The organism is Mesorhizobium sp. J428 (assembly GCF_024699925.1).
Taxonomy (GTDB): Bacteria; Pseudomonadota; Alphaproteobacteria; order Rhizobiales; family Rhizobiaceae; genus Mesorhizobium_A.
The window spans coordinates 5,301,392-5,315,803 of record NZ_JAJOMX010000001.1 but is presented as its reverse complement, the minus strand read 5'-3'; the positions used below and the strand labels follow the sequence as shown (position 1 = coordinate 5,315,803).

General features: G+C 64.4%; 16 protein-coding genes and 2 pseudogenes. 8 read left to right on the top strand and 10 right to left on the bottom strand.

The window, feature by feature from the left end; translation table 11 throughout:
• Nucleotides 1–51 precede the first annotated feature (51 nt).
• From LRS09_RS30465 to LRS09_RS30455, 3 genes and pseudogenes are all read right to left on the bottom strand, one after another.
• The gene (locus tag LRS09_RS30465) at nt 52–315 is read right to left on the bottom strand and encodes a hypothetical protein (RefSeq protein WP_374684889.1); all 264 of its coding nucleotides are present in this window, start codon (nt 313–315) and stop codon (nt 52–54) included.
• 1 nt (nt 316) lies between these two features.
• Nucleotides 317–439, bottom strand: coding sequence for a hypothetical protein (locus LRS09_RS30460; protein ID WP_374684888.1), 123 nt, complete (start codon nt 437–439; stop codon nt 317–319).
• Nucleotides 436–947: pseudogene (locus LRS09_RS30455) on the bottom strand (trimethylamine methyltransferase family protein). Before LRS09_RS30455 ends, LRS09_RS30460 begins: the two are co-directional and overlap by 4 nt.
• A 559-nt stretch (nt 948–1,506) precedes the next feature.
• On the opposite strand from LRS09_RS30455, the gene LRS09_RS26815 reads away from it, so the two are divergent.
• The 5 genes and pseudogenes from LRS09_RS26815 (at nt 1,507) to LRS09_RS26790 (ending at nt 6,041) form a co-directional block, all read left to right on the top strand.
• Nucleotides 1,507–2,550: an MFS transporter gene (locus LRS09_RS26815; protein WP_308240344.1), complete on the top strand. Its 1,044-nt coding sequence runs from the start codon at nt 1,507–1,509 to the stop codon at nt 2,548–2,550.
• A gap of 192 nt (nt 2,551–2,742) precedes the next feature.
• Nucleotides 2,743–3,347, top strand: a pseudogene (locus LRS09_RS26805) (DUF72 domain-containing protein).
• Between the two features lie 193 nt (nt 3,348–3,540).
• Complete coding sequence (locus LRS09_RS26800; protein WP_257803525.1) at nt 3,541–4,920, top strand: aspartate aminotransferase family protein; 1,380 nt, start codon at nt 3,541–3,543, stop codon at nt 4,918–4,920.
• Nucleotides 4,920–5,330, top strand: coding sequence for a carboxymuconolactone decarboxylase family protein (locus LRS09_RS26795; protein ID WP_257803524.1), 411 nt, complete (start codon nt 4,920–4,922; stop codon nt 5,328–5,330). Before LRS09_RS26800 ends, LRS09_RS26795 begins: the two co-directional genes overlap by 1 nt.
• 66 nt (nt 5,331–5,396) lie before the next feature.
• Nucleotides 5,397–6,041 carry a cytochrome c oxidase assembly factor 1 family protein gene (locus tag LRS09_RS26790; RefSeq protein WP_257803522.1) on the top strand — a complete coding sequence of 215 codons (645 nt, stop codon included), beginning with the start codon at nt 5,397–5,399 and terminating at the stop codon, nt 6,039–6,041.
• Nucleotides 6,042–6,344: 303 nt separating this feature from the next.
• Here LRS09_RS26790 and mmsB read toward each other — a convergent pair whose 3' ends face one another.
• Both mmsB and LRS09_RS26780 read right to left on the bottom strand, forming a co-directional pair.
• Nucleotides 6,345–7,223, bottom strand: a complete 879-nt coding sequence (gene mmsB / locus LRS09_RS26785) for a 3-hydroxyisobutyrate dehydrogenase (protein WP_257803521.1) — start codon at nt 7,221–7,223, stop codon at nt 6,345–6,347.
• A 147-nt stretch (nt 7,224–7,370) separates the two neighbouring features.
• Complete coding sequence (locus LRS09_RS26780; RefSeq protein ID WP_257810089.1) at nt 7,371–8,546, bottom strand: acyl-CoA dehydrogenase family protein; 1,176 nt, start codon at nt 8,544–8,546, stop codon at nt 7,371–7,373.
• Nucleotides 8,547–8,675: 129 nt separating this feature from the next.
• Between LRS09_RS26780 and LRS09_RS26775 the strand changes: the two genes are divergently transcribed.
• Entirely contained in the window at nt 8,676–9,278 is a 603-nt protein-coding gene (locus tag LRS09_RS26775; RefSeq protein WP_257810088.1) for a dimethylsulfoniopropionate lyase, read from the top strand.
• Nucleotides 9,278–10,744, top strand: a complete 1,467-nt coding sequence (locus LRS09_RS26770) for a cobyric acid synthase (protein ID WP_257803517.1) — start codon at nt 9,278–9,280, stop codon at nt 10,742–10,744. The genes LRS09_RS26775 and LRS09_RS26770 overlap by 1 nt, the downstream gene beginning before the upstream one ends.
• Nucleotides 10,745–10,748: 4 nt before the next feature.
• Here the strand turns inward: LRS09_RS26770 and LRS09_RS26765 are convergent, their stop codons facing one another.
• The 4 genes from LRS09_RS26765 to LRS09_RS26750 form a co-directional block, all read right to left on the bottom strand.
• Nucleotides 10,749–11,138, bottom strand: coding sequence for a cupin domain-containing protein (locus tag LRS09_RS26765; RefSeq protein WP_257803516.1), 390 nt, complete (start codon nt 11,136–11,138; stop codon nt 10,749–10,751).
• On the bottom strand, nt 11,135–11,551 hold the full coding sequence (locus LRS09_RS26760; protein WP_257803514.1) for a VOC family protein: 417 nt from the start codon (nt 11,549–11,551) through the stop codon (nt 11,135–11,137). The genes LRS09_RS26765 and LRS09_RS26760 overlap by 4 nt, the downstream gene beginning before the upstream one ends.
• Nucleotides 11,552–11,625: 74 nt before the next feature.
• On the bottom strand, nt 11,626–12,453 hold the full coding sequence (locus tag LRS09_RS26755) for an AraC family transcriptional regulator (protein ID WP_257810087.1): 828 nt from the start codon (nt 12,451–12,453) through the stop codon (nt 11,626–11,628).
• An 88-nt stretch (nt 12,454–12,541) separates the two neighbouring features.
• Complete coding sequence (locus LRS09_RS26750) at nt 12,542–12,712, bottom strand: hypothetical protein (RefSeq protein WP_257803512.1); 171 nt, start codon at nt 12,710–12,712, stop codon at nt 12,542–12,544.
• A 164-nt stretch (nt 12,713–12,876) separates the two neighbouring features.
• Between LRS09_RS26750 and LRS09_RS26745 the strand changes: the two genes are divergently transcribed.
• Nucleotides 12,877–13,305: a TerB family tellurite resistance protein gene (locus LRS09_RS26745; RefSeq protein ID WP_257810085.1), complete on the top strand. Its 429-nt coding sequence runs from the start codon at nt 12,877–12,879 to the stop codon at nt 13,303–13,305.
• On the opposite strand, the gene LRS09_RS30450 is transcribed toward LRS09_RS26745, so the two are convergent.
• Nucleotides 13,247–14,131 carry a sulfotransferase family 2 domain-containing protein gene (locus tag LRS09_RS30450; protein WP_374684887.1) on the bottom strand — a complete coding sequence of 295 codons (885 nt, stop codon included), beginning with the start codon at nt 14,129–14,131 and terminating at the stop codon, nt 13,247–13,249. The two genes, LRS09_RS26745 and LRS09_RS30450, sit on opposite strands and share 59 nt — an antisense overlap.
• Nucleotides 14,132–14,412 lie beyond the last annotated feature (281 nt).

The following is a 14,412-nucleotide window of genomic DNA, read 5'->3' as shown; positions in this document are numbered from 1 at the left end:
CACCATCTGCGTGAAGGCGATACTGGCGAGCGGCTCGGCGTTCTGTTGCACTCACCGCGCCCGCCACCGCCTGCACCGGGGCCAGCGGCGCCAGCGAGCGCATGGCGTGACGATCACCAACTGCCCATGTGATGACATCTGGATGATGCCCTCCATCATCGGATGTCGAGCTTCAACGGCGAGTTGGTGTTGATGATCGTGTAGCAGACCGGGGTTGTCGAGAAGCGGGTCCGCCGTCAGCCCGTTGGCGATGCGGGCGATTTCGATGCCGTCGAGATTGCGCTCGCGGTGGCCGAGCGAATAGATGTGGAACACCTTATCGGTCGCTGCCGCCAGGATCGCGAATGCATTCGAGGTGGCGGATCGACGGATGGATATCGATCGGCTCGACCGGATACCGCCTCGCTGTCGAGATGACATGCATCTGCGCCAGCTTCACCAGATTATATCCTGCTGGTTGCCGGGGCGACGGCCACGATCGAGATCGAGCAGTTCGGCGCGGAAGCAACCTGGGCGAAGACCTACATCGCCACCGAAATCGATCGAATGGTCGGCATTGCGCGCGTGCACGCGGAATTCGGGAGGCGCAGCAGTCGTGCGATCGCTCTTGCGGATCATGGCAGGATCGAAGCGGACGCGTTCCGAGCCCCGCGCATCGGCGCCGGCTTCTTCATGATCCTGCGCGCGTCGTCGTGCAGCACGTCGAGACCGATCTCGGACAGCACCCGCAGCGAAGCGAGATGGATCGCCTCGAGCTGGTCCTCGGAGACAATCGGCGTAGGCGGGAAAGGATCTTCCAGGCGGCGGAACGGCGGCTGTTCGCGAAAGTGGACGAGGACCTGCGCGCTTGCTGTCTTAGGTCCTCGCTGCGGGCGCGGACTGCTGGAGCGGCATCGGCTGAAGCTTCGACATGCGATTCCCTGACAGGCTGACGATTTCGGGGTCATATTGGACGGCGCGGACGATCAGGACAGCCGGAGCGGCGACCACAAGCATGAAGGATCACGACATGCGCCAATCATGCGCGCTGCGGCCCCCGATATCGCCCCGTCAGGCTTTTAGCCTGTCAGAGCCACTCGCCTGCGCTCCGCCGCTGTATCGTCTGGGGCGGTCCCGCGCGACGGCCAGACGGGGCGTCGCGTGTCCAGTGCAGGGCGAAGATGTTCGGCATGGCGTATGCGAACTCCGGGATAGCGCGATTGCATGGCTGCCTTCGATGGTTTGGGGCCCGTCCTGACCCGCGTTCACGATCCCCGGCATGTTTCGTGCCTGTGCCGCCGTAGGGCGGGCTTTGAAACATCAGGTTTCGACAAGTGTGCCCATTGCCTGCGATCCCGGAGACCGCGTGCAGGGCGCGGAGGCGATGCAAGAGCGAGCCCAACTGGACCCTGCACAGCCGTGGGCGCCTGCAAAGCCCGGCCTCGACGGGCGGCAAGTGACCGCGTTTGAAGCTGGCGCAGGGCCGTCCTATCCGCTCTTCACCTTCCTCCATGCAGCAGCCCGGGCATGACGCCCGCGGAGATCGGCCTGTCCGCCGCAATGACGCCGCTCGGCCTGATCGTCTCGGCGCTGTTCGTGCCGCAGCTGGTGCGGATACTGGGCGGGCGGCGGCTCGCCGTCACGGCGGCGCTCGCCGGAGCGCTGCTCTTCTTCCTGGTTGGACTGATGCAAAACTGGATCGCGTGGTATCCGCTGCGCTTCCTGATCGGGCTGGCGATCAATCCGCTCTACATCCTCGGCGAGGTCTGGATGATGGCGCTGGCGCCCGACGAGAAGCGCGGGCGCATCATGGGCGTGTTCAACGCCGTGACCGGCGTCGGCTATGCGGCGGGTCCGCTGACGCTGACTGCGGTCGGCACGGAGGGGTGGCCGCCGCTCCTGGTGGCGATCCTCGGCTTCTCCGGCTGCGCCCTGCTGCTGTTCCTGACCACGAAGGGACTGCGCGGCTTCGAGCCGGACCCGGACGGAAAGCCGGCCACCGGCGTGTTCGGCTTCTGGCTGCTCGCGCCGGCGCTGCTGCTCGCCGTCACGGTTTCCGCCGCCACGCAGCAGAGCGCCTATTCGCTGATGCCTGTGTTCGGCGCCGGCTACGGGCTGGTCGAGGCGCGGCTTGCCGCGCTGATCACGCTGCTTTCGCTGGGCAACATCTTGCTGCAGGTGCCGCTCGGTTTGCTGGCGGAGCGATTCGGCGCGAGGGCGATGATGATCTGCTGCGCCGCGCTCAATGCCGTCTGCGTGCTCTCGCTGCCGTTCCTGATCTCCGGGCCGTTCGTCTGGCCCGTCCTGCTGGTGATGGGCGGCGTCGGCTATGGCGTTTACACGATGTCGCTTGTCGAGCTCGGCAACCGCTTCCGCGGCCAGGCTTTGGTGGCGGGTAATTCGGCCTTCGCCCTGATGTGGGGCGTGGGCGGCATTATCGGCCCGCCGGGCTCGGGCGCGGCGATGCAGGTTTTCGGTCCGATCGGCCTGCCCGCCGTCAGCGCGGGGCTGAGTGCCGTCCTGATCGCGTTCGCGCTCTACCGGGCTGCGACGCGCGCCGAGCGGGCCTGAACCTTCCGCCGTCTCGCGGGTTCTGCTCGCGAGGATGCGGATTGGCGAAACGACCGACCCGAAACAGACGAGCTTATCGAGACGCGCATCGGCACGTCCGGGTGGCACTATGCCGATTGGTGGGGGCCTTTCTATCCGCCGGACCTGAAGAAGAAGGATGCCCTTACGCACTACGCCACGCAGTTCGACGCCGTGGAGCTCAATGCGCCATTCTACCGGACGCCGACGGAAAAGCGGTGAAGGCATGGCGGGACGACACGCCTGTGGATTTCCGTTTAGCATGGAAAGCCTCCCGCTTCATCACCCATTGGCGCAGGCTCCTGGTCGATGAAAATTCGTTCGGCCTGCTCGATGCCCGGCTGGACCTTCTTGGTGACAAGCTCGGGCCCGTGCTCTTCCAGTTGCCGCCGCGCATGAAGGCGGACCGGGAGCGGCTGGCGAGCTTCATATCGCGGCTTTCCCCGTCGCGGCGATGGTGTTTCGAGTTTCGGCATCCGAGCTGGTATGAAGAGCCGGTCCTCGGAGTGCTGCGCGACCATAACGCCGCGCTCTGCCTGTCCGACCATGCCGATGCGCCGGCGCCGACGGCCGTCACCGCCGACTGGATCTATGTGCGCAATCATGGACCGTCCGGACGTTATCACGGCAGCTATTCGAAGAAGGCCCTTTCCGCCTGGGCTGCCCGCATGCGGCACTGGCGCAGCGAAGGCCGCGATATCTGGTGCTTCTTCGACAACGACGTTAAGAGCGCGGCACCAAGGAATGCGGCAAGCCTGATCGAGATGCTCGACCCTTGAGCGACCCCGCGGCGGCCGCTATTCTTCCATCATGAAGGGCAGATACAAAGCGCAGTTGCGCGTCGCATGCACGCCGTCACGGCGCACGCGACATGTCGAACTGCTCAGACTCTGCGCCCGTATCGGCTATTCGCCCCCTTTGCCGTGAATCATCCCCGGCCGTGCCGGATCGATTCAGCAAAGAGGCAAGACCATGAGCTACCAGAACTTTTCCCTGAAGCAGTTGCAGGAGATCGATGCGGGGCATCATCTCCACCCGTTCACCGACCACAAGGAGTTGCGCGCGGCGGGGTCCCGCATGGTCGTGCGCGCGGACGGGCCCTATATATACGATTCCGAGGGCAACGAGATCCTCGACGGCATGGCGGGGCTGTGGTGCGTGAACGCCGGCTACGGGCGCACCGAGCTTGCCGAGGCGGCCTATGAGCAGATGAAGGAACTACCCTACTACAACTCCTTCTTCAAATGCTCGACGCCGACGCCGGTGCTGCTGTCCAAGAAGCTGGCGGAGATCGCGCCGGCGAACATGAACCAGGTTTTCTACGGATCTTCCGGCTCGGAGGCCAACGACACGGCCCTGCGCGTTGTGCGCCGCTACTGGGCGCTGGAGGGCAAGCCGCAGAAGAACCGCATCATCTCCCGCAAGATGGCCTATCACGGCTCGACCGTCGCCGGCGCCTCGCTCGGCGGCATGAGCCATATGCACGAGCAGCTCGGCGGCGCGGTACCGAACATCGTGCACGTGATGCCGCCTTATTCGTTCGAACTGGCAGAGCCGGGTGAGAGCGAACACGATTTCGGCATCCGCGCCGCGCGTGCGGTCGAGGAGGCGATCCTGGAGGCTGGCGCCGACAACGTCGCGGCCTTCATCGGCGAGCCGATTATGGGGGCGGGAGGCGTCAAGATCCCGCCGGAGAGCTACTGGCCCGAAATCCAGCGCATCTGCCGCAAGTACGACGTGCTCTTGATGCTCGACGAGGTCATCACAGGCTATGGCCGCACCGGTGAGTGGTTTGCCGCGCAGGCGATGGGCATCGAGGCGGATACGATCACCACCGCGAAGGCGTTGACCTCGGGCTACCAGCCGCTCTCGGCGCTGTTCATCGGCGACCGCGTCGCGAGGACGCTGATCGACAAGGGCAGCGAGTTCTTCCACGGCTACACCTATTCGGGACATCCCGTGGCCTGCGCGGTGGCGCTGAAGAACCTCGAGATCATCGAGCGGGAAGGCCTTGTCGACCGGGTTCGCAGCGACACCGGCCCCTATTTCCGCAAGACGCTGATGGAGCGGCTTTCAGGGCATCCGATCGTCGGCCAGGTGCGCACGTTCGGGCTGCTGGGCGCGATCGAGATCGTGGCCGACAAAGAAACGCGCGAGCGCTTCCAGCCCTCCGGCAGCGCGGCAGTGAGGGTGCGCGACCATGCGATCGCGCAAGGGCTGATGATGCGGGCGACCGACGACACGATGATCCTGTCGCCGCCGCTGATCTGGACCCGCGAGACGATCGACATTGCCGCCGACCGGATCGAGAAGGCTCTCGATCTCGCCGCCCGCGACCTGGGGAGGGCATAATGAGCAACCCGCCTATCGTGCCGCTGGTCGAATATGCCGATGCCTCGCCCGAGGTTCGCGCTGTCTACGATGACATCATGGCGACGCGGAAGTCCGACTGGGTCAACAATTTCTGGAAGGTGCTGGCGCACGATCCGGCGAACCTGAAGCGCACATGGGAGGCGCTGAAGGTGGTGATGGGGCCGGGCGCGCTCGACCCTCTCACCAAGGAACTGATCTACATCGCCGTGTCGGCGACCAACGGGTGCGAGTATTGCACCTATTCGCACACGGCCTCGGCCCGGGCGAAGGGAATGACCGACGCGATGCTGATGGAGGTGCTGGCGGTGGCCGGCAAGGCCAACGAGACAAACCGGCTGGCGAGTGCGCTGCGTCCGCCGGTCGACCCGCAATTCCTGCCCAAGGGCTGAACCGGTCGATCTGACGGGAACGACCACGGTCTACGGGAACAGTCGATAGCGCTGCTTGGAGCGAGAATGGCAAGCCAACCCTTGAACGATCCGGCCGAGATTCCGCGCGAGCTCGATCGCTGGAACTGGGGTGCATTCTTTCTCAACTGGATCTGGGGCATCGGCAACAGCACGCTGATCGCGCTGCTGGCGCTGATCCCGGGCATCAACTTCATCATGATGATCGTGCTCGGCCTCCGCGGCAGCCGCTGGGCCTGGCGCAATCGCTATTGGCGGGATGCAGAGCATTTCCGCAAGACGCAGCGCAGGTGGGCGATTGCCGGGCTGGCGATCTGGATCATCGTGATCGGCGGTATCGCCGGGCTGTTCGCCAGCATCGTTCCGATGATGAAGCGCAGCGAAGCCTATCAGATGAGCATGGAGCTTATCCGCTCGGACGAACGGGTCCGGCAGGCGCTCGGCGACGACATCACGGCCGGGTTCTGGGTGTGGGGAAACATCTCGGTCTCCGCGGGCGGAACGGGCAGGGCAGAACTGTCTATTCCGCTCACGGGCTCGAAGGCTGCCGGCAACGCCTATGTGCAGGCAGATCGGGCAGGAGGAACATGGGAGCTGCTGCTCTTGATCGTTCGGGCGGAGGGCGGGGACGTTCCGATCGTGCTGCGCAACACGAAGAACATCCAGATTCCAAACGCGCCGATCGACCTTTGAAGCAGGACATTGCTGCGCCCCAAAATGCAAAAGCCGCGCCTCCGGTCTTCCGGAAGGGCGCGACTCAAGCCTAGGAACGCAGGAAACGCTACGCCTGAAACTTTCGGGCTCCGGTACGCGAGACCTGATCCGGAGCCGGGCGGGTCTTTGATGTCCGCCTCGGGATCAAGTTCTAACGGGATATCGTTACCGCCCGGTTATCAGGTGCTTAGCAAAGGATGAATCGCGCATTTTTCTCGCGTCCTGTGGCGAAAATCTTCGTTAATTTCCGTATACTTACGTTAATGACATAGAAAGGTTCGCTCACTCGCCGCGCAGGAAGCGGATAATTCCCGAGAAATCCGTGTCGCCGCCGCCCTGTGCCGCGTAGAGGGCGTAGAGCTGGGCGGCTTCCGCGCCCAAAGGCGTGACTGCGCCGGACGAGGAGGCGGCCTCCTGGGCAAGCTTCAGGTCCTTAAGCATCAGCGCGGCCGCGAAGCCCGGCTTGTAGTCGCGATTGGCAGGCGAGGTGGGAACAGGGCCCGGGACCGGACAGTAGGTGGTGAGCGACCAGCACTGGCCGGACGAAGTGGAGGCGACGTCGTAAAGAGCCTGATGCGACAAGCCGAGCTTTTCGGCGAGCACGAAGGCCTCGCCGACGCCGATCATGGAAATGCCGAGGATCATGTTGTTGCAGATCTTGGCCGCCTGTCCGGCACCCGCATCGCCGCAATGGACGATCTTGCCCGCCATCGGCTTGAGGATCGGCTCTGCCTTGGCGAAGGCGTCCTTCGAGCCGCCGGCCATGAAGGTCAGCGTGCCGGCCGTGGCACCACCAGTGCCCCCGGAGACAGGCGCATCGACCGAGAGAAGGCCGTACTTACCGGCGATCGCATGTGCCTTTCGGGCGGAATCGACGTCGATGGTCGAGGAATCAATGAACAGCGCGCCGGATTTGGCCTTCGGCGCGATGTCCTCGTAGACGGAGAGGACGTGCTTGCCGGCTGGCAGCATGGTGATCACCACGTCGGCATCCTTCACCGCGGCCGGCGCGTTCGCCATCACGGTCACGCCGTTCTTCGTCGCCGCCTCGAGATTGGCGGGCACGAGGTCGAAGCCGAACACGGTGTGGCCGGCCTTGACGAGATTGGCGGCCATGGGATTTCCCATGTTGCCGAGACCGATGAAGGCGATGGTGGTCATTGGTTTCCTCCGGAGATTAGGGAACTAGGGAGTAAGGCAATAGGGCAGTAGGGCAGTAGGTTGGTGGGTAGGGAGGGGAACGCGGCAGGGCTGCCACCGCTCTTTCCCTACTGCCCTAATGCCTCACTGCCCTATTGCCTTACTCCCCTACCTCCCGATCAAATGCCTCGCGACGATGACGCGCATGATCTCGTTGGTGCCTTCGAGAATCTGGTGGACGCGCAGGTCGCGGACGAGCTTCTCGACGCCGTAGTCGTGCAGATAGCCGTAGCCGCCGAAGACCTGGAGCGCATCGTTGGCGATCTTAAAGCCGGTGTCGGTAACGAAGCGCTTAGCCATCGCCGACCATTTGCCGGCGTCATGCGCCTTGGCGTCAAGCTTCGAGGCCGCCGCGTAGAGGAAGATGCGCGAGGCCTGCAACTCGGTCTCCATGTCGGCGAGCTTGAACTGCATCGACTGGAAACGGTCGATGGCCTGGCCGAAGGCCTGGCGCTCCGAAGCGCACTGCAGCGCCTTGTCGAGCGCGGACTGGGCGCCGCCGAGAGAACAGGCGGCGATGTTGAGCCGGCCGCCGTCGAGGCCGGCCATGGCGATGCGGAAACCCATCCCCTCTGCCGAGAGGCGGTTCTCTGCCGGCACCTTGCAGTCCTCGAAGATCACCTGCCGGGTCGGCTGCATGTGCCAGCCCATCTTGGATTCCAGAGCACCGAACTTGAGCCCCGGCGCATCCTTCGGGATCACGAAGGTCGACACGCCCTTGGGGCCGTCCTCGCCGGTGCGCGCCATCACGACGTAGACGTCGTTGTCGCCGGCGCCCGAGATGAACTGCTTGGTCCCGTTGAGCGTGTAGTCCGCACCGTTTCCGGGACCGCGCACCGCGCGCGTCTTCAGCGCTGCCGCGTCGGAGCCTGCAGAGGGCTCCGTCAGCGCATAGCTCGCCAGCCACTCCATCGAGGTGATTTTCGGCAGGAACCGTTGCCGCTGATCGTCGTCGCCGAAGACGTCGATCATCCAGGCAGCCATGTTGTGGATCGAGATGAAGGCGGAGAAGGCCGGGCAGGCGCGCGCCAGTGCTTCGAAGATCAGCACCGCGTCCATGCGGCCGAGCCCAGAGCCGCCGACATCGTCGCGGACATAGATGCCGCCGAGGCCAAGCGCTCCGGTCTCGCGCACCACGTCGGAGGGAAAATAGCGCTTTTTGTCCCACTCGAGCGCATTCGGGGCCACGCGATCCCCGGCGAAGGCGGCCGCCATCTCCTGGATCGCACGCTGGTCTGCGTTGAGCTCGAACTGGCCCGCGGCCTGATCGACCGTCGCATCCATCTACGCCTCCCTGGCATCTTGTCTTGTTGGCGCGACAGTCTAGACCAATGAAAGGGTCGTGCAACCGGCTCGCTCGCACCCAATCCGGTGCAACCGGTGTGCATCGATTGCTGTTCCGAGGGGATGGGAATGGGAAAAATCGCACAGGACCTTATGGCGGAGGCACGCGCCTTCCTAGCTGAGTGCGGGCCGCTGGTCGCTGACTTCATCGCGCCTTGGGCGCCGGAGCTGCCCGAGCGGGCACTGAACGCGGCATCCCTGCCGTGCCTGCAATACCTGGACGCCTGCGCGGCGAGCGCGGAAGGAGGTCCGGGCGAGGAACTGGCGCGCCTGCTCGCGGAGAGGGGCCAGCGGCTCCACTGGGGCCAGACTTATGCGGCGAGTGACTTCGGCCAGGATTTCATCGACAATTACGGGTGGCTGGAGCTGGTGGGCACGCGCGGCCACTTCGCTGACGACAAGGTGGCCTGCGGCTTCCTGCTGCTCGGGCCCGGCCTGCACTACCCGGACCATCATCACGAGGCGGAGGAGATCTACATTCCCCTCACCGGTGGTGCGCTGTGGCGAAAGGACGATGGCGAGTTCGCGGCACGTGCGGCAGGCGAGATCATCCATCATCCCTCCAACATAAACCACGCCATGACGACCAACGATGATCCGCTGCTTGCGCTCTATCTGTGGCGCGGCGGGCCGCTCGCCGCGCGCTCGACCATCACCGGCAGGGCTGACTGATGGCGAAGGCCATCATGCTGCAAGGCACGGGCTCGGACGTCGGCAAGACGGTGCTGGTGGCGGGCCTCTGCCGCGCGGCGATGCGGCGTGGCATTCGAGTGGCGCCGTTCAAGCCGCAGAACATGTCGAACAATGCGGCGGTTGCTGCGCATCCCGACGGAGGTTCCGGCGAGATCGGCCGGGCGCAGTGGCTCCAGGCACTGGCATGCGGCATCCGGCCGACCGTGGACATGAACCCGGTGCTGCTGAAGCCGCAGTCAGATATCGGCGCTCAGGTGGTGGTGCATGGCAGGGTCGCGGGTGAGGCCGGCGCGCGGGATTACCAGGAGCTCAAGGGCCGGCTGCTCGGCGCCGTGATGGAGAGCTGGACACGGCTTTCGGCAGGCGCCGACCTGATCGTCGTTGAAGGAGCCGGGTCACCGGCCGAGATCAACCTGCGGGACCGCGACATCGCCAATATGGGCTTCGCCACCAAGGCGGACGTTCCGGTGGTGCTCGTCGGCGACATCGACCGGGGAGGGGTGATCGCGGCGATCGCCGGCACGCATCTGATCCTCCCAGAGGCGGATCGGCACATGATCGCAGGCTTCCTGATCAACAAGTTTCGCGGCGACCTGTCGCTTTTCGACGATGGATTGGCGGCGATCACCCGCTTCACCGGCTGGCGATCCTTTGGCGTCGTGCCGTGGCTGCGCGAAGCGGCATTGCTGCCGTCGGAGGATTCCGTCGTGCTCGATCGCCTGGCCCGCGCCGGCGAGAAGGCGCTGAAGGTGGCGGTGCCGATGCTGCCGCGCATCGCCAATTTCGACGATCTCGACCCGCTGAAGGCGGAGCCGGAGGTCGAGGTGGTCTTCGTGCCGCCGGGATCGCGCCTGCCTTCGGATGCATCGCTCGTGGTGATCCCCGGCTCGAAGGCGACGATCGCCGATCTTGCGAGCTTCCGTGCACTGGGCTGGGCGAATGACCTCGCTGCTCATGTTGCCCGCGGCGGGCACGTCGTCGGCCTCTGCGGCGGCTACCAGATGCTGGGTCGCCGCGTCGCGGACCCTCATCGCATCGAGGGCGGGGAGGAGCGCGCGGAAGGCCTCGGCCTGCTCGATATCGAGACAGTCCTCGAGCCGGAGAAGACCGTCGGCGAGGCGGGCGGGTTCTCGATCGCGTTCAACGCCGCCGTGCACGGCTACGAGATTCATCTGGGTCGCACCGGCGGGCCCGATTGCGCGCGGCCTCTGGTCGAGATCGGCGGCAAGCCGGACGGGGCCATATCCGACACCGGGCGCATCATGGGGACCTATCTGCATGGCCTGTTCGGCTCGACCGAGTTCCGCCGGGCGTTTCTTGGCAAGCTGGGCGTGGAGGGCGGGGTGTTCCATCATCGCCGCAAGGTCGAGGAAGCGCTGGATGCCATCGCCGACCATCTGGAGCGGTCGCTCGACGTGGATGACCTGCTCGCCACCGCGAGGTAGCAATTCAGCGGTGCTCCTCGCACCATTTCACGATCGCCGGCATCTTGTGCTCGAAGGCACCCATGAAGACGTTGAGAAGTGCGGCCGGCTCGGTCGTGCGGTTCTCGAAATCGTGTATGGTTCCCGCCGGGATGCGGATGAACGAGCCGGCTGCGAGGTCGCGCCATGCATCTGCGACCATCACCGACATCGTGCCGGCGATCACGTAGAAAAGCTCGTCCTCCGTAGCGTGCAAATGCGGTCCGGGGCCTTTGCCATGCGGCTTCACCCACCATTCGGAAACGCTGTAGCGCTCGCCCGTCTCTTCGCCGTCCGCCTTGAAGACGGCGCGCATGTCCGACATCTCATAGGCGCGGCCTTCGGTGGGGCCAAGCACGATCAGTCCGCCGGTCACGCGGCATCTCCGCCGGCCTTCGGCCAGTAGGTGCCGAACGACCAGACGACACCTTCGGGATCGGCGCAGATGAATTCGCGGCTGCCGTAATCGCGATCGGTGGGTTTCTCGAGGATCTTTGCGCCGGCGGCCTCGGCGCGTTCGTGGGCGGCGTCGCAGTCGTCGACGGCGATGTAGACCGACTTGCCGCCATTGTCGCCGGGAGCGCCGACCATGCGGCCATATTCGTCGTCGCGAACGCTGCCCAGCATGATCATGGACGAGCCGAAGGAGAGTTGCGCATGGCCGACATGATCGCCGTCCATGAATTTCGCATCGACGGAAAAGCCGAAGGCCTCGACCAGCCAGTCGATCATCCGGGCTGCGTCGCGGTAGCGGAAGGTTGGGAAGAGGCGAGGGGCTTCGATTGTCATGTCGGTTCTCCTTTTGGGTACGCCAACATGAGACTAGCGAGGCGGGTTCAACCGGTCTTGAAGAATTGTAACCCTCAGGCGGCTGCCTTCCATGCCGTGGGGGTCGAGCCGGACATTTCCTGGAATTCGCGCGCGAGATGTGCCTGGTCGGCATAGCCGCAGGCGGCCGCGATATCGGCCCAGTCCTCGCCGGCGCGTGCCAGTTGCTGGGCACGGTTGAAGCGCATGATGCGCGCGACCGTCTTCGGCGGCACGCCTATCGCCGCACGGAAGCGCTCGGCGAGATGCTTGCGCGACAAGTCGAGCCGCGCTGCGAGCCGCGATATGCGCACGTCGCCGTTGCGACGGAGCAGCAGTTCGTAGGCTGCCTCGGAAACGGGGTCGTGCGCAGTGGAGCGGAGCAGCCGGCTGGTGACGAAGCTCTCGACGAGGTCGAGCCTGCGTGCGGGGTCGGCCTGATCGGCAAGGCGCGGCCGCAACTCGCGTATGTCTCCGCCGGCAAGATCGTCGAGCGTGACCATCCGCGCAGCCAGTTCGCTCATCGGCAGGCCGAAGAAGCGCCAGGCGCCGAGCGGAGTGAAATTGACCTGGATACAGTTCGAAAAGCCTGTCGATTGGATCACCACCTGACCGGGAAAGAGCCCTGCGGCGAAGCTGCCGTATGTCTCGTCCGAGCTTGGGTCGCGGCCGAGCCCGATCGCGAACGGCGTGCCGAAGCTGATGATCAGCGGAACTACCAGGGACGCGGTCTCGACCTGCCTGAACAGGCCCGGAACCATCTCGCGGTAGTGAACGAATTCGTGGACGCAGGACGAGATGCCAAGGGCTGCGGGACGCCGTAGCATCTCGAACCAGTCGGGTGGAACGGGCGGACCAGGCACGGAGGTGGCATGCATGTCCATCGCGCGATCATCGACGCATTTCAACGGCGAATCCAGGCCCGATTTGCGCGCCCCGCCTGCCGGGGCGCGCGTCATGTATCAAGGGCCGTCAGGCCCCTTTGAACAGGCAGCCGGCCGCGAGGACGACGTAAGCGAGAGTCATCACCCAGAATGCGGCAATCGGAATGAAGGTGATGACGCTGAGGGACATCAACACAGCGATGATCGCGATGATCAACGAAATGATGAAGACCACCATGGTGGGCGCGGACAGATTCATCTTCTTCTCCTCTCCTCGTGCGTGCGAGTCGCACGCGGGGGAAGCTTACGACTTTGGTCGTAGAAACCAAGTGCGTTCGGCGCCTCCTCTGCGGCCCGCGCGAACCGTTTCGATGCGCGCGGATTCGAGCTAGACTGGCCGTATCGCGTAAACGAGGAATGCTCATGATCGCTGGCCTGATCGAGAAGGTACGGGTGCTGTTCGAAGGTGATCCGGCGGTCAGGCGCGTCGCGGACGACCCCGTGCTGACGGCCGAACTGATGCTGCTCTTCAGAATGGTGCTCGCCGACGGAGAGGCGGCGGGGCCGGAGCTCGAGGCGTTCAAGCGCATCTGCCGCGACGGTTTCGGCATCGGCGAGGAGAGCCTGAAGGAGGTGCTGAAATACCTCCAGGACTTCGGCTACGAGAACACGACGGCGCGTTCGCTCGGCACTTTCGGCGAACTGCCTCTGGCGCGCCGCATCACGCTCGCCCGCCACATGACGGAGATCGCGAAGGCGGACGAGAAACTGTCGGCACAGGAGATCGACCTCCTCAAGCGCACCGTTTCGCTGCTCCACATTGATCCGCGCGAGCTGGTGCGGCCGGAATAGCTCGTTCCACGATGCTATGCCTGCCTATTCGCCGGGGACTGAGGATGTCCACGGCGTGAGGGCCGCGAAGTCCGGTTGATAAAGCCGGTAGGCCACCGCGCGCGTCGTCTCGTCGTAGCGGGCATCGGAAGGTCGCGACGGATTTGAGCGCGGGAATGGTGCGAGGCGTTCGACGAAGTCTTCCCGTACCCCAAGCTCTTTCAGCAAGGGCGGTAGTTCGGTAGACAGCCGCTCGACATCGATCAGTCGATCGTCCGCACAGGAGATCGTAGAACATGATGTCCGTCTGCCGCATGAAGTGAATGTCGAAGTCCGTCCCGCTCCTTTCGAGCCCGTGGACGAACCTGTCGAAACCGATCCTGCGACGTATCGCGTTTCGCTGAGTAGACCTGGGATCGCGGCCGAGAACGAAAGCGGCTCTCTTGAAAAAGCCTGCAAACAGATAGGTCTTGCGGTCGAAATGCTTCGCGTATCGGCGCACGTCATAATTATACATCGATACCAGACGATCATACGGATTCCGCACGACCGATATCCATGTGTAGCCCTCGAATTGGCGCTTGAATCTTCTGACGTAATTGACCGGAACGTAGAGCGTTTCGATGTCACGGCCTGATTTCCGGTCCGGCGTGTAGCGGACTGCGTGATCCGTATCGATCCGGTAATCCGAATCCTCGATGCCGTGGATGACGTGCAGAACGCGGTCCATCGTCGTGGTGCCGCATTTCGGGACGGGGACATAGACGAACCCGTATCTGTGCGAGACGACGGCTCTCAAATCATATGCCCGACCGCCGCTCTTGGCTGGATGATGGGTGCTGGTCATGTCGAGACGCTTCCAAAAACAGGCCCTTGCCGCGGGAGTGCAACGGGACCGCTGCATGTTCAGACATTCTGGCGCGGGCAGAGAGCGAGCAAGTCGTCGAACCGGCCGCGCGACCTCGACGCCCTCAGCACGCAGGTTCGGCGACCATGCTTATGAGAGGTGTCCAAACTTCGGCCGAAATGTTTCCAGACATCGCTGGAGGGGTAACGTTTTGTTTTCGTGGGTAACGATGCCTGGTCTGGGCCTTCATGCACGGCATTGCACGGCTCGAGGATCGATGC